Consider the following 14630-nt stretch of genomic DNA (forward strand, 5'->3'; position numbering starts at 1 on the left):
AGGGCCTGCAGCGCCAGCCAGATCAGCGGGCGCCCGGCCACGACGGGACCGGGCGCGGCCAGCTTGCCGCCGGTCATCATCAGGTAGAACAGGTAGGAGAACGAGCCGAACACCGCCACGAGCCCTCCGGCGCTGAGCAGCCTCGCGGCCCCGGCCGCCGGAGCCGGCCGGCGGCCGCGCAGACGGCGCACCAGCGCCACCACCGGGTAGGCGGCGAAGGCGGCCACCAGCACCACCAGGACCGCGAGCTGGAGCGCCGCCGACTCCCACCAGGACGGGGGGTCGACCGGGACGGTCGGCGACTCCTGCACCGGGGCGGGCCCTGACACCCGCGCCACCGGCGCCCGGCCGGCCGTGACGTCCGCCACCCAGGAGCCGACCAGGTCGGCGTAGCCGGGGGCGAGCTCGGGCAGCCGGGTGACGCCCCCGTCGGGGGTCCGGTGGGCGGCGTGTTCGGCGTCGGGGAAGAAGCGGAAGGTGTAGTGCCGGTTGCCCCCCTTCTCCAGCGCCGCGGCGAGCAGCGGCGGGGTCTCCCGGGGAGGGGTCAGCAGGTCGTGGGTGCCCCAGACGCCGAGCACCGGCTGCCTCACCGCGGCCAGGGTCGGCTCGGGGTCGTGGTAGGGCTCGGGGAACATGCCGCCGTCGGCGATCGTCCGGTACAGGTTGAGCTCGGCCCGGTCGACGAGCGAGCCCGACACCCCCGCCTTGCGCAGCCCCGCCGCCACGGCCCAGGTCTGCTGCCGCAGCGGCTGCAGCGCGTTGGCGCCCACGAGCACGACGAAGGCGATGTCCGCCGAGCGGGAGGCGGCGATCGGGGCGACCCAGCCGCCCTCGCTGAGCCCCCATACACCGACCTTCGCCGGGTCGACGCCCGGCTGGGAGCGGAGCGCGGCCACGGCGCCGAGCGCGTCGTCGGCGAGCTGCGAGTAGGAGCGCCGGAAGAGCGAGTAGCCCTCGGAGCGCTTGTCGTAGATCAGCACGGCCAGGCCCCGGCGGGCGAACTCGACGGCCTCGCCCATGAGCTTCGTGCGGGGCGTGCCCGTACCCGCGCCGTGCACCAGGACGATGCCGGGCCGGGCGGGCCCCGCCGTGGCGGGCGAGAGGACCGTGCCGTGCAGGGTGAGGCCACCGCTGCCGCGGAAGCTCACCTCCACCGCCCTCAGGTCGGAGGGCACGGCCAGGTCGGAGGGTCCGGCGGGGGTGGGCGCGACGGCGGCGGGCACGGGGGCAGCGGGCGTGACGGCCATGGCCGCGGCGCCCCCGGGCATGGCGGCCATGGACTCGGCGCCCCCGGGCACGGCGGCGGCGGGCACGGCGGCGGCGACCGCGGGCGCGGCCGTGACGGCCGTGACGGCCGCGGCGGCGGGGGCGGTGAGCAGGCAGAGGGCGAGGGCCGTCGCCGGGAGGATCGGTCTCATATGCCGAATATATTCTGCAGAGATTTATCGGCAAAGGACTGTCTGCAGATATCCTTCTGCAGGACTAGGCTGTTCATCATGAAGGATGAGGAGTCGTTCACACTCGACGATCCGGCGAAGCTCAAGGCACTGGCCCACCCCATGCGGCGGCTCATGCTGCGCCACCTGGGCCTGCACGGCCCCGCCACCTCGACGACGCTCGGCGAGCTGCTCGGCGCCAAGACGGGCACGACGAGCTACCACCTGCGGCAGCTCGAGAAATGCGGCTTCATCGAGGAGATCCCGGAGCGCTCCGGCGGCCGGGAGCGCTGGTGGCGCAGGGCCGAGACGCCCAGGGACATGCGGCTGCCCACCCCCGACCGGCTGGCCCCCGAGGACCGCCCGGTGCTCGCCGAGTTCCACCGGATCGGCTGGGAGGAGGACCGCGGGCTGCTCGACCGGCTCCCCGAGCTCTACCGGCGCGATCCCGAGTGGGTCAAGGCGTCGCGCGGCCTCGGCCGGATGACCATGACGGAGTTCGAGGAGTTCTTCGACGCCTACGTCGCCCTGCTGATGAAGTACAGCCACCGGGCCGAGGACGCGCCGCCGGACGCACGGCCCCTGTACGTCCGGCTCTTCGCCTTCCCGGCCGACGAGAGCTGACCCCGCCCCGGGAGCCGGTCGGCGGCCCCGGGGAGCGGCGCCCCGAGAGGCCCGCCGGGCACGGCGCCGGCGGACCGGGAGCGCGCGGCCCGGACGGTCCGCCCGGCGTCCGGGGTCACCGGGGCACGAGGGCCGAGTAGTCCTTGAGCGTGATGTTGGTGGCGAACTTGTCGGTCATCCTCATCATGATCTTCAGCAGGAAGCCGTACTTGAACATCCAGTTCCGCATCCGGATCCGGCCCGGCGTGCCGGGGGCGAGGAAGGGACCGGCGTTGCCCTTCCGGGCGACCTTGGCGTAGTCGCGGAACTCCTCCTCGTAGCGCCGGAAGGCGACGCGGTGGTCCCCTCCGGCCGCCGCGAGCTCGCCGGCCAGGACATAGGCGCCGACCATGGCCAGCCCGCTGCCGAAGCCGCCCAGCGTGTTGCCGTAGGCGGCGTCGCCGAGCAGCACCACCCGGCCCTTGGCGTAGTGGTCGATCCGGACCTGGCTGATCGAGTCGAGATAGAAGTCGTCGGCGTGCCGTACCGCCTCGATGACGGCGGGGGTGCGCCAGCCCATCCCGGCGTAGGCGTCGATCAGGATCCGCTTCATCTCCTCGGTGTCGTAGCGGTCGTAGTCCAGCCGCGGCGAGGCGAAGACGAAGAACGCGGGCGACTTGGGACCGCCGAGGGCGACCATCCTGCCCGGCTCGTTGTACATCTTCGCGGCGTTCTCGAAACCCGCGGGGAGATCGACCAGGGCGTAGTAGTGGCCGAGGAAGCGGACGTAGTCGGACTCGGGGCCGAAGGCCAGGCGCCGGACGTTGGAGTGGATCCCGTCCGCGCCCACCACCAGGTCGAAGGTCCGGGGGGCGCCGCGCTCGAACGTGACGTGCACGCCGCCCGCGGTCTCGGTGAGGGAGGTGATGGAGTCGCCGAAGACGTACTCGCACCCGGCGGCGGCGGTCCTGTCGTACAGCAGCCGGGACAGGTCGCCGCGCATGATCTCAAGCTCGCCGCCGGTGAACTCGCCGGGCATCACCGCCAGCGTGCGGCCGTCCGCGTCGACGAGCTCCTGGTCGGTCCCACCGGTCTGCAGCCGCCGCACGTCCTCCAGGACGCCCATCCGCTCCAGCACGGCGAGGTGCGTCTCGCCCTTGAAGTCGACGGCCTGCCCGCCGGGCCGCAGGGCGGGGGCCTTCTCGACCACGGTCACGTTGTAGCCGTAGCGGATGAGCCAGTGGGCGAGCGCGGGACCGCCGATGCTGGCGCCGGAGATCAGGACGTTGGTGTCTGTCATGTCAGTGAGCTTCGCCGGGGGCGCTGACAGGCCGGAGACAGCCGGCTGACAGTCAGGGGAGGACTGTCAGCGCCTCCTCCCGGCCCAGCGCGGCGCCCCTGGCGAACTCCGCGGCGAACGCCTGCGCGCCGATGAGCTCCGTGGCGCCCGCGGCGGTCCCGGCGACGTCGCGGTCGCCGGTGACGGCCATGCCGCGCAGCGCCACCCCCACACCGAGCAGGAACGCCGCCCGCCCGGCGGCGCCTTCGAGCAGGGCCAGCCCGGCGTGCCCCTCGACGACCTCGGCGAGATCCGTCGCCACCGCTGCCAGCGCGCGGGCCAGCGAGAGCGCCTCGCGGTGGCGCTCCCTGGCCTCGGCGAGGTCGCCTCCGGCCTGGGCCAGCCGCCCCAGCCCGGTGAGCACGAGTGGCCTGATGCCCTCGGCGGCGTAGGTGCCGGGGCTGACGGCCTCCAGCGCCGCCGTGTAGTGCTCGCGCGCCTCGGTGTGGTCGCCGCACAACCGGGTGAGCTCGCCCCATCCCAGCTCGACCAGGGATGACCGGTGCGACGTGCCCGTCCTGCGCACCAGCTCGGCGGCGCGGTGCAGGTCGGCGCGGGCCGCGGGGAGGTCGCCCTCGCGCAGCAGCCCGCCGGCCCTGCGGCAGAGCACGTCCGCCATCTCGTCCAGGGCGCCGAGCTGCCCGTGCAGGTCCAGCGCCTGTCCCCACAGCCGCCTGGCCCGCGCCCAGTCGCCCCGCCAGTTGGAGATCAGCCCCAGCCATTCGAGCCCCTGCGCCATCCCCCAGCGCTCGCCCGCGGCGCGGAAGCCCGACAGCGTCGACTCCAGCCCCCGCTCGGCGTCGATCACCCTGCCGTCGAGCAGGTGCACCAGGGACTCCCCCAGCATGGACACGGCCCGGCTCCACGGATCGGAGCCGAGCAGCCGCCCCCGCCTCAGGGTGGACTCCGGATCCGACGGTCCCGCGACCATGCCCCACAGCACGTTCGCGAACGGGTGCCGCAGCTCCCGGTCCAGTGACCGCATGATCTCCTCGGCCCGCGCCCACTGCTCCGGCGAGACATTCGGTACGGCCTGCAGCACGCACATGACGTACTCCTCGTCCAGCGCCTCGGGCGGCCCGGAGCCGAACCGTTCGAGCAGCCGCAGCGCCGACGAGGCCGCCTGGCCGCGCCGCCCGCTCAGCCACCAGTACGCCGCCAGGGCCGCGATCAGCCGCAGCGCCGTCTCGGGGTCGCCCTGTGTGGCGTGGCGCAGCGCGGCCTGCAGGTTGCTGTGCTCGGCGGAGAGCCGGGCCAGCCATCGGAGCTGCTCGGCCCGGCGCAGCCACGGCTCGGCGCGCTGCGCCAGGTCGAGGAAGTAGGTGGCGTGAGCGTCGCGCAGCCGCTCCCCCTCCCCGGCCTCCGCCAGCCGCTCCGCGCAGAACAGGCGGATCGTGTCGAACATCCGGTAGCGGCCGTCACTTGCCTCGATGAGGGACTTGTCCACCAGGTCGGCCAGCACCTCGCCGGTCCCGCAGACCCGTTCGACCGCCTCCAGGGACGCGCCCCCGGAGAACACCGAGAAGCGTCTGGCCAGCGTCTGCTCCTCGGGGCCGAGCAGGCTCCAGCTCCACTCCACCACCGCGCGCAGCGTCTGGTGGCGGACCGCCGCGGTGCGGTCGCCGCGCGACAGCAGCGTGAACCGGCCGTGCTCGTTCAGGCGCGCGGCGATCTCCTCCACGGTGAACGACCTCACCCTCGCCGCCGCCAGCTCGATGGCCAGCGGCGACCCCTCCAGCGTCACGCAGATCTCGGCGACCTCGGGCCGCATCGTGAAGCCGGGACGCACGGCGGCGGCCCGCTCGGCGAACAGCCGCACCGCGGGGTAGGCGAGCGCGTCCTCGGGGTCCGTGCCCGGGGGCGGCACGGCCAGCGGCGGCAGCGGTACGAGCATCTCGCCGGTGAGCCCGAGCGGCTCGCGGCTGGTGGACAGGATGGACAGCCCCGGGCAGGCGTCGAGCAGCCGGCGGGTGAGCGCCGCGGCCGGTGCGATCACGTGCTCGCAGTTGTCCAGGATGAGCAGGATCTCCTGGTCGGCCAGCGCGCTCACGAGCCGGTCGGCGGCGTCGGACCGGCCGAGGTCCGGTGGCCGCAGCCCCGCCTCGCGCAGGCCGAGCGCGCCCAGCACCGCCTGGGGGATCTGGCCGCCGTCGTCGAGCGGGGACAGGTCGACGAAACACGTGTCCTGCCCCCGGCGACGGGCCGCCTCGACCGCCAGCCTGGTCTTGCCGGTGCCGCCGGGACCGGTCAGGGTGACCAGCCGGGAGTCCCGGAGCGAGTCGATCCGCTCCAGCTCCGTCGCGCGGCCCACGAAGCTGGTGAGCTGCGCGGGGAGCCGGTGGCGGGCCGCCTGCCCGCGCGCCCGCTCACCGCGCAGGATCGCCAGGTGGAGTGCCGCGAGCTCGGGCGAGGGGTCGGCGCCGAGCTCGTCGGCGAGCAGCCGCCTGATCTCGTCGAAGACGGCCAGCGCCGCCGCCTGCTGCCCGGCGGCGTGCAGCGCCCGCATGAGCTGGCCGCGCAGCCGTTCGCGCAGCGGGTGCGCGGCCACCAACTGCCGCAGCTCGGCCGTCGAGGTGCCCTCGGGGAGCGCGAGCTCGGCCTCGACGAGGTCTTCCCGCGCCGCCAGCCGTGTCTCCTCCAGGCGGGCCGCCTGCGACGGCGCGAAGGGCGAGTCGGCCACGTCCGCCAGCGCGGGCCCTCGCCACAGCTCCAGCGCGTCCTTGAGCGATCTCGCGGCGCGCTCGTGGTGCCCCGCGGCCAGGAGCCGGCGCCCCTCGCGGGCGAGCCGCTCGAAGCGGTGGGCGTCCACGTCGTCGGGGTCGACCGCGACCCGGTATCCGGTCCCGTGGAACTCGATCAGGTCAGGGGGGAGGTTGCGGCGGAGCCGGGACACGTGGGCCTGGATCGCGTTGGCCGCCCCGGCCGGCGGGTCGTCGCCGTACTGGCCGTCGATCAGCCGGTCCACGCTGACCAGCCGGCCCGCGTCGAGCAGGAGCAGCGCGAGGAGCGCGCGCGGCCGCGGCCCCCCGACGGAGACCGCTCCACCCTCAACCGTCCGGACCTCCAGCGGCCCCAAGATGCCGAACTGCACGGAACCGATTGTGTCCCATGTGTCCCGCCCGCGAGGCCCGCCGCCCACCCCCCGGCCGCGCGGCCGGCCGCTGTCCGTCGCGCCGGGGGCGGCCGGCACCGTGTCCGTACCGATGCTCCCGGGTCAGGCTCGGCGTGGACCACGGCGCCGTCACGGTGATGACCGGCGGCCTCGGCCCCTCATTCCCGGTGGGAACGCCCGGAGCGCGCCCCGGAGTGCAGTCTCACCAGGGCCGGGATGGCGAGGGCGAAGACGATCAGCAGGGCGAGGCCGGCCCGCAGGGCGCCGGCCCAGTCGGCGAGGCCCGTCCGGGCCGCCCCGGCCACCCCGGCCGCGGCGGCCCCGCCGTCGAGGACCGCGAAGAAGACCGCGCCGACGGCGGTGACGCCGAGCACACCCGCCATCTCCTGGACGGTGCCGAGCACTCCGGCCGCCACCGCGGCATGGCGGTCACGCACCCCGGCCAGCACTGACGCGATCAGCGGCGACATCACCCATCCCATCCCCGTCCCGGCCACCGCCAGTCCGGCCGCCAGCCATCCGACCGGACCGGCGGCGGCGTGGTACAGCAGGGCCAGCCCGGCGGCCAGCGCCAGGCCGCCGGCGCACGGCAGCCGCCGGCCCAACCGGCCGGCCAGCCGCCCGGCGACGGCCGAGCCGGCCAGGAATCCGGCGTTGAGCGCGGTCACCAGCCCGCCGGCGGCCGGCGGCGCCAGCCCCCGGCCGTCCTGCAGGTAGAGCACCAGCACGAACGGCAGCCCGGCCGAGCAGGCGAACAGCGCCAGCACCGCGGCCAGCCCCGGCGCGAACCCCGGCTCCCGGAAGATCGCCAGATCCAGCAGCGGGGCCCGGCCGGCCGCGGCCCGCCGGCGCTGCCGGCGGGCGAACCCGGCCAGCAACGGTACGGCGGCGGCCAGGGCGGGCCACGTCCAGGCCGGCCAGCCCTGTTCACGGCCCACGCTCAGCGGCCCGGCCAGCGCCAGCAGCCCGGCGGCCAGCAGCAGCGCCCCGGCCCCGTCCAGCCCCCGCCACCGCCGGCCCGGGCGCCTCTCGCCGGGCCCGGGACCGCCCGCCCCGGGCGGCAGGAGCGGGGTCAGGGCCAGCGCGGCCAGCCCGATCGGCAGGTTGACCAGGAAGCAGGTGCGCCAGCCCAGCCCGGCCGGGTCGGCCGCGACCAGCAGACCGCCGACCAACTGGCCGCTCACCCCGGCCAGGCCGACCGTGGCGCCGTACCAGCCGAACGCGCGGGCCCGGCCGGCGCCGGGGTACAGCACCGTCAGCAGTGCCGGCACCTGCGGCGCCAGCAGCGCCGCCGCCAGGCCCTGGCCGACCCGGGCGGCTACCAGCGCGCCCGCGGTGGGCGCCGCCGCGCAGGCCGCCGAGGCCAGGGTGAACAGCGCCAGGCCGGCGGCGAAGACGCGCCGGGGTCCGTGCAGGTCGCCCAGCCGTCCGGCCAGGATCAGCCCGGCCGCGTAGGCCAGCCCGTATCCGGCGATCACGAACTGCATCGCGGCCGCGCCGGCCTGCAGGTCCCGCCGGGTGGACGGGATCGCCACGGTGACGATGAAGAAGTCGAGCGTGGTCATGAAGACCGCGGTCAGCACCACCGGCAGGGCCCGCCACCGGTTCCGGTCCCTGTCCGGCACTCCGCGCGAGCCGGGAGGGCACGGCGGGCAGGCAGGCGGCGTGATGGTCGGCATGTGGGGATCTCCAGCGTCTGATCGCCGGCCCGCGCCGGCGACGCCCCACCTTGGCCAGCGGCGACTCGCGGCGCTGGCGTATTTCGGCCGTCGATGTGCCGGGCGGTCGCACCGGATTACAGGTCCGAATTCAGCTGAAATTACTGGTCTGAAGCTCGCCGGGGTCGGGCCGCACGCCCGCCGTAGCTTTGCTCCATGAAGCGCCCCTTCCAGCCGGAAGGGGCTGATGAGGAGAAGGGCACACCATGGATCTGCAGCTTTCCGGCCGCGTCGCGGTCGTCACCGGCGCCTCCAAGGGCATCGGCCTGGCCGTCACGCGCACCCTGCTCGACGAGGGGGTCCGCGTCGTGGCGGCCTCGCGCAAGAGCACCCCGGAGCTTGAGGCGCTCGGCGGTGCCGGGCTGCTCCACGTGCCGGTCGACCTGATGGACCCCGAGGCGCCCGGCCGGGTCGTGGCGCGTGCGGTGGAGGAGTTCGGCGGGCTCGACATCCTGGTGAACAACGCCGGCGGTCCGCCGCCCGGCGTCTCCCTGCCGCGCTTTTCGTTCCTGGCGCCCACCGACGACGACTGGCGGGTGATGTTCGAGTTCAACCTGTTCTCGGTCGTCCGTGCCATCCGTGCCGCCGTCCCGCCGATGCTCCAGCGCGGCGGCGGTTCGATCGTCAACGTCTCCTCGGGCAGCGCCCGGCTGCCCGCCCCGATGAACGTCGACTACAACGCGGCCAAGGCGGGCCTGAACAACCTGACCAAGGCGCTGTCGGAGGAGTTCGCCCCGCAGGGCATCCGGGTGAACACCGTCTCGCCGGGGCCCGTGCGGACGGCGTGGTGGACCGAGGAGGGCGGTGCGGCCGACATCATCGCCGCCCAGGCGGGCACCGACCGGGACAGCGTGATGGACAGCGTCGCACCGGAGATGATGAAGCTGTCGACCGGGCGCCTCGTCGAGCCGCAGGAGGTGGCCGACGTGATCGCCCTGCTCGCCTCGCCGCGCTCGGCGAGCACGACCGGCGCGGACTTCGCCGTCGACGCCGGGTTCCTCAAGGAGGTCTGACCCGCCGGGGTCCACCGGCCCGGACCTCCCCGGCTGCTCCGCCCCGACCCCATGGGTCCGGGCGGAGGGCGGAGACCGTAGATTGTCCCTCCGGGCCGCTCAGGGGACCGAGGTCCCCGTCGGCGGCGCGGGAGAGAAGTTCGAGTAGTTTGTCACCGGATGTCGAGGACCTGCCTCCGGCTCCGACCGAGAGGTGACAGCGCGCCGGCAGGGCACGCGCGACCGAGGGGACACCCGGGATGAAGTACGTAGCGATGATCTATGGCAACCAGGCCAAGTGGGACTCCTTCCCGGCCGAGGCGTGGCCGGAGGCCATCGCCAGGCAGGAGGCGTTCAACGCCAAGTATCGGGAGACCGGGGAGCTGCTGGGCGCCTACGGCCTGGCGGACGCGGCCAACGCCAAGCTCGTGCGGCGTGAGGGTGGAGCCCCGGCGGTCACCGACGGGCCGTACCTGGAGACCAAGGAGTACATCGCCAGCTTCTACCTGTTCGACTGCGAGAGCGAGGAGCGCGCGCAGCAGATCGCGGCGGACATGCCCTTCGCCGACGTGGAGCCGGTCGAGCTCTGGCCGGTCCTGCACGGGTCCGCGGCGGACATGTGAGCGTGGACCGTGGTGTCGAGGACCTGCTGCGCGAGCTCGCGCCGCAGGTCCTCGGCGCGCTGGTCCGCCGGTACGGCGTCTTCGACGCGTGTGAGGACGCCGTCCAGGAGTCGTTGCTCGCCGCCGCGCTCCAGTGGCCGGCCGAGGGGATGCCGGACAACCCGAGGGGCTGGCTGATCACCGTCGCCTCGCGCAAGCTGGTGGACCAGGTCCGCAGCGAACAGGCACGGCGGCGCCGTGAGGACCGCATCGCCCTGGCCACCCCGCAGGCGGAGCTGCTCAGCCGGGCCGCCGACGCCGACCCGGGCACGGACCGGGACGACTCCCTCGCGCTGCTGTTCCTGTGCTGCCACCCGGCGCTGTCGGCGCCCAGCCGGATCGCGCTGACGCTGCGCGCCGTCGGCGGCCTGACCACCGCGCAGATCGCCGCGGCCTTCCTGGTCCCGGAGGCGACCATGGCCCAGCGCATCAGCCGGGCCAAGCAGACCATCAAGACCTCCGGCACCCCGCTGCGCATGCCCGAGGCGGCCGACCACGCCGAACGGCTGGGCGCGGTGCTGCACGTGCTGTATTTGATCTTCAACGAGGGATACACCGCGACGGACGGCGCCGACCTGACCGCGCCGGCGCTGTCGGTCGAGGCGATCCGGCTCACCCGGATGCTGCACCGCCTGCTGCCCGACGACGGCGAGGCGGCGGGGCTGCTGGCGCTGATGCTGCTCACCGACGCGCGCCGCCCCGCACGCACCGGCCCCGACGGCGACCTGGTGCCGCTGGCCGAGCAGGACCGTGGCCGGTGGGACCGCCGGCTCATCGCCGAGGGGATCGAGCTGATCAGTCAGACCCTGCCCCGGGGGCAGGTCGGCCCGTATCAACTGCAGGCGGCCATCGCCGCCGTCCACGACGAGGCCGAGCACGTCGACGCCACGGACTGGCCGCAGATCCTCGTGCTGTACGGGCTGCTGGAACAGGTCGCGCCGAACCCGATGGTCACCCTCAACCGCGCGGTCGCCGTCGCCATGGTGCACGGCCCCGCCGCCGGGCTGGCCCTGCTGGCCGATCTGGAGTCCGACCGGCGGATGGCCCGCCACCACCGCCTGCTCTCGACCCGCGCCCACCTCCTGGAGCTGCTCGGCGAACACGACGGCGCGGCGGACGCCTACCGCGACGCCGCCCGGCGCACCACCAGCGCGCCGGAACGGCGCCACCTCGCCTCCCGCGCGGCGCGGCTGGCCTCCGGACGGAGCTGAGCCGGGCCGCCGGTGGCCCATGGATGAGGCTTCACAGGAGCAGGCGCACCGCGGCGAGCAGCGTGAGCGCCACCGTGATCCGTTCGAAGAGCTTGCGGTCGATGCGTCCGATGACCACGCGGCCGGCCGCCGCCCCGGCGAGGACGGCCGGGAAGGTCAGCGCGGCGAACCCGAGCGTGGCCGGGGTGACCAGGTCCAGCGCGACACTGAAGGGCACCTTGAACGCGTTGATGATGAGGAAGAACCACGCGCTGGTCCCGAGGAACCCCAGGATCGGCAGGCCCGCCGCCAGCAGGTACAGGGCCATGACGGGCCCCGCCGCGTTGGCCGTCATGGTCGCGGCGCCGGCGAAGAACCCCGTGAGGGCGGCCACCGGCCGGCGGTGGGCGAGGGAGTCCTCGGGGCCGCGGCGCCGGTTCCACAGGTGGACGGCGAGGATCACCAGCAGGATCCCGCCGATCAGCCGTCTCATCTGCGTGTCGTCGACCCAGCGGACGACGACCGCGCCGGCCGCCACGCCGGCGGCCACCCACGGGAAGAGCCTGACCAGCTTCGGCCAGTCCGCGTGGCGGCGGTAGGCGACCACGGCGACCACGTCGCCGACGAGCAGCAGCGGCAGCAGGATCCCGGTGGACTGCTTGGCCGGCAGGACGAGCGCGAACAGCGCCACCGCCACCGTCCCCGCGCCGGAGACGCCCGTCTTGGAGAACCCGACCAGGAACAGGGAGAGCAGGATCACCGCCCATTGCAGGGCGTCGAGAGTGGGCATCAGCCGCGCCGCCGCCGCGGCTCCGGCGCGGGGAGCGCCCGTTGCGCCGGGCGCGCGGGCCGTCCCCGCCGTCCGGCGGCCGCCTCCCGGGCCCGTCCGATGCCGGCCATGGTCCCCCCCTGACGTGGCCCGCCCGGAGCCGCCGTGCGGCCGCCCCTGTGACCGGCCAGAGGACATCATGCCGTGCTGTGCGGTTTCGGAATGAATCGCCCTCATGATCCCGCTCCGGCCGGCCGGGCCCCGCGCCGGCGTGCCGGAGCACTCCGCCGGCGGGGGCGCCGCCACCGTCCGCCAGGCCCGCCGTACCCGGGTCAGACGGTCTTGACGGACCCGCCGTCGATGAGGTGGTCGGCGCCGCTGACGCTGGCGGCGTGCGGCGAGGCGAGATAGACGACCATGGCGGCCACCTCGGCCGGTTCGACGAAACGGCCCGTGGTCATGCCCGTCCAGGCCGGGAGCTGCGCCAGCACCTGCTCGTGCTCCAGCCCCATCGACCTGGCGAGCTCCGCGCCGTAGCCGGCCGGGTCCTCCCACATGGAGGTGCGCACCACGCCGGGCGAGACGGTGTTGACGCGCACCCCCCGGGGGCCGAACTCCTCGGCGAGGGCCTTGCCGAACGCGGTCAGCGCCGCCTTGGCGGTGGTGTAGGTGACGGGGCCGGCGTGTGGCATCCGGGCCCCGTTGGAGGAGATGTTGACGACGCTCCCCCGGCTCCGCAGGAGGCTGGGGAGCGCGGCCCGGGTGGCGCGGACCGCGCTGAGGAAGTTGAGGTCGAACGCGTGCAGCCACTGCCCGTCGTCGAAGCCGAGGAATCCGCCCAGCTGCCCCTCGCCCACGTCGCCGCCGCCGACGTTGTTGACCAGCAGGTCGATCTCACCCAGCTCCGCCAGCGCCTCGCCGACCAGCAGCGCCGGACCTTCCTGTGTGGACAGGTCCACCGGCACGGCGGTCGCGCCGGTCTCCTTCAGCTCGGGCGAGACCGTGCGCGCGCCGGCCACCACCCGCATCCCCTCGGCGGTGAGTGCGGACACGATCGCCAGCCCGATCCCCCGGCTGGCCCCGGTCACCACGGCGGTCTTCCCGCTCAGTCCCATGTCCATGAGAGTCCCTTCCAGAATCTGCATCACTCAAGACGCAGTGAACATAGTAGTTGCAACATGAATGTTGCAACTACTGCCGGAAGGGCATCTCTGGTGTAGTCTCCAGTCCGTGACGAGGGCGCAGAGCGCGGCGGAGGGCGACGTGGCGGGCCACGGCGGCCGGGCGCGGCGCGCCGACGCCGAGCGGACCGTGCTGGCGATCCTGGAGGCGGCCGAGCGGGTCCTGAGCAAGAACCCCGCCGCGACCATGGAGCAGATCGCCGAGGCCGTCGGCGTCGCCCGCACCACCGTCCACCGCCGCTTCGCCTCCCGCGAGGCGCTCGTGGACGCCATGACGGCCTGGGCCACCCGCCAGTTCGGCGCGGCCGTGGACGCCGCCCACTCCTCGACCGCCCCGCCGCTGGTCGTCCTCCACCAGGTGACCGCGAACGTCCTCCGCATCAAGATCGACTGGGGGTTCGCCATGGGCCGGGCCCCGCAGGGCGATCCCGAGGTCGCCCGCGTCCACGCCGCCGTGCTGGACAAGTGCGACGAGATGTTCCGCCGCGCGCGGGCGGCGGGCGTCCTGCGCCCCGACGCCGATCTCCGGTGGACCCGCCGCGTCTACTACGCCCTCATCCACGAGGCCGCGCAGAGCGAGGGCGACGCCGACACCCTCGCCGTCCAGGTCGTGGACACTCTCCTGCGGGGCGCCGGCGCCGGCCACTGAGCTCCCGCCCGCGGCCGTGGCCCGCCGCCGGCCCGAGACCGCTAGAGGATCGCCAGGGGGTTGATGGGGCTGCCGGTGCCTCCTTCGATCTTGAGTGGGGCCGCGACGAAGACGAAGTCCCCGCCCGTACGGCCGGCGCACGCCGCGGCCAGTTCCTCCAGCCAGAGCATCTCGGCCAGGTGGATGCCGTGCCGCCAGAGCAGGATCATGTGGAGGTCGTCCTCCAGGCCCTCGTCGGCGAGCTGGCGGGCGTTGAGGCCGCCGATGGCGGCGTTGTCGGAGGCGACCATCGCGACATCGCGGGAGGCGAGCCAGCGGCCCGCGTCGGCCGACAGGCCCGGCTGGCCGGACCAGTAGTCCTCGGGGGAGCTGTCCCAGACCAGGGGCCAGCCGGTGCGGACGACGGCCACGTCGCCGGGCCGCACGTCGTCGCAGATCTCCCGCAGCAGGTCGCCGGAGACGCGCAGGTCCACCGGGAGGTGGTCCAGGCCCAGGTGGCGGGGGACGTCGAAGAGCACGGCCCGGGCCACGACGCCGCCGACGGTCTCGATGCCGCACCGGGCCGCGCCGTACGATCTGACCCTGGCGGCGGGATGGCCGTTGTAGATCTCCTCCCCCGACCACATGTGGCACAGGGCGTCCATGTGGGTCGTGGTGCCGTGGCAGGTGACGATGACGGCGTCGTCGGCCATGCGGAGACCCGCGCCGACCGGGCGGGTCCCGGCCGCGTAGTCGCCGCCGTCGACCGACATGAAATGCTGCGGCAGCGGGCGGCCGCGCAGGTGGGGGACCGTCGTGGGGGCGGATGAGGAGGTGGCCCCCCTGAGGGGCATGGCCAGGCTGATCACCTGGCCGGTGGCGGCCGAGGCCAGCGCGGCGAGGACCGTCGCGGGGGTCAGCAGGTTCAGCGTGCCGCGCTGGTCGTCTGGGCCGAAACGGCCCCAGTTGTTAGGCTCGGTGACCAAGCAAGTGCTCACTT

Annotated in this window: 12 protein-coding genes; 5 read left to right on the forward strand and 7 right to left on the reverse strand. The window is 74.6% G+C overall.

Going from position 1 to position 14630, the window contains the following annotated elements; genetic code table 11:
• Positions 1-1418 (reverse strand): alpha/beta hydrolase family protein (locus ACWDS7_RS16290; RefSeq protein WP_451929957.1); only part of this gene is annotated, 1418 nt, incomplete at its 3' end.
• 78 nt (positions 1419-1496) lie between these two features.
• On the opposite strand from ACWDS7_RS16290, the gene ACWDS7_RS16295 reads away from it, so the two are divergent.
• A complete protein-coding gene (locus ACWDS7_RS16295; protein ID WP_306856792.1) occupies positions 1497-2060 on the forward strand; it encodes an ArsR/SmtB family transcription factor in 564 nt (187 codons plus the stop codon).
• A 115-nt stretch (positions 2061-2175) separates the two neighbouring features.
• Here ACWDS7_RS16295 and ACWDS7_RS16300 read toward each other — a convergent pair whose 3' ends face one another.
• The 3 genes from ACWDS7_RS16300 to ACWDS7_RS16310 form a co-directional block, all read right to left on the reverse strand.
• Positions 2176-3339 (reverse strand): FAD-dependent monooxygenase, encoded by a 1164-nt coding sequence (locus tag ACWDS7_RS16300; RefSeq protein ID WP_451929958.1) that lies wholly within the window; start codon positions 3337-3339, stop codon positions 2176-2178.
• A gap of 52 nt (positions 3340-3391) precedes the next feature.
• A complete protein-coding gene (locus ACWDS7_RS16305; protein ID WP_451929959.1) occupies positions 3392-6469 on the reverse strand; it encodes a BTAD domain-containing putative transcriptional regulator in 3078 nt (1025 codons plus the stop codon).
• 179 nt (positions 6470-6648) lie between these two features.
• Complete coding sequence (locus ACWDS7_RS16310; protein ID WP_451929960.1) at positions 6649-8169, reverse strand: MFS transporter; 1521 nt, start codon at positions 8167-8169, stop codon at positions 6649-6651.
• Positions 8170-8414: 245 nt separating this feature from the next.
• On the opposite strand from ACWDS7_RS16310, the gene ACWDS7_RS16315 reads away from it, so the two are divergent.
• The 3 genes from ACWDS7_RS16315 to ACWDS7_RS16325 all read left to right on the forward strand — a co-directional run bounded on the left by ACWDS7_RS16315 (position 8415) and on the right by ACWDS7_RS16325 (position 11073).
• Positions 8415-9221, forward strand: a complete 807-nt coding sequence (locus tag ACWDS7_RS16315) for an SDR family NAD(P)-dependent oxidoreductase (RefSeq protein ID WP_451929961.1) — start codon at positions 8415-8417, stop codon at positions 9219-9221.
• A gap of 239 nt (positions 9222-9460) precedes the next feature.
• Complete coding sequence (locus ACWDS7_RS16320; RefSeq protein ID WP_306856787.1) at positions 9461-9823, forward strand: YciI family protein; 363 nt, start codon at positions 9461-9463, stop codon at positions 9821-9823.
• Positions 9824-9825: 2 nt separating this feature from the next.
• The gene (locus ACWDS7_RS16325; protein WP_451929962.1) at positions 9826-11073 is read left to right on the forward strand and encodes an RNA polymerase sigma factor; all 1248 of its coding nucleotides are present in this window, start codon (positions 9826-9828) and stop codon (positions 11071-11073) included.
• Positions 11074-11104: 31 nt separating this feature from the next.
• Here the strand turns inward: ACWDS7_RS16325 and ACWDS7_RS16330 are convergent, their stop codons facing one another.
• Both ACWDS7_RS16330 and ACWDS7_RS16335 read right to left on the reverse strand, forming a co-directional pair.
• The gene (locus ACWDS7_RS16330; protein WP_451929963.1) at positions 11105-11842 is read right to left on the reverse strand and encodes a sulfite exporter TauE/SafE family protein; all 738 of its coding nucleotides are present in this window, start codon (positions 11840-11842) and stop codon (positions 11105-11107) included.
• Positions 11843-12153: 311 nt separating this feature from the next.
• Positions 12154-12942, reverse strand: a complete 789-nt coding sequence (locus tag ACWDS7_RS16335; RefSeq protein WP_451929964.1) for an SDR family oxidoreductase — start codon at positions 12940-12942, stop codon at positions 12154-12156.
• Positions 12943-13051: 109 nt separating this feature from the next.
• On the opposite strand from ACWDS7_RS16335, the gene ACWDS7_RS16340 reads away from it, so the two are divergent.
• Entirely contained in the window at positions 13052-13651 is a 600-nt protein-coding gene (locus tag ACWDS7_RS16340; RefSeq protein ID WP_451929965.1) for a TetR/AcrR family transcriptional regulator, read from the forward strand.
• 41 nt (positions 13652-13692) lie between these two features.
• Here the strand turns inward: ACWDS7_RS16340 and ACWDS7_RS16345 are convergent, their stop codons facing one another.
• The gene (locus tag ACWDS7_RS16345) at positions 13693-14616 is read right to left on the reverse strand and encodes a cyclase family protein (protein WP_306856780.1); all 924 of its coding nucleotides are present in this window, start codon (positions 14614-14616) and stop codon (positions 13693-13695) included.
• Positions 14617-14630: the final 14 nt, after the last annotated feature.

The sequence above is a fragment of the Streptosporangium sp. NPDC003464 genome, from assembly GCF_053588315.1.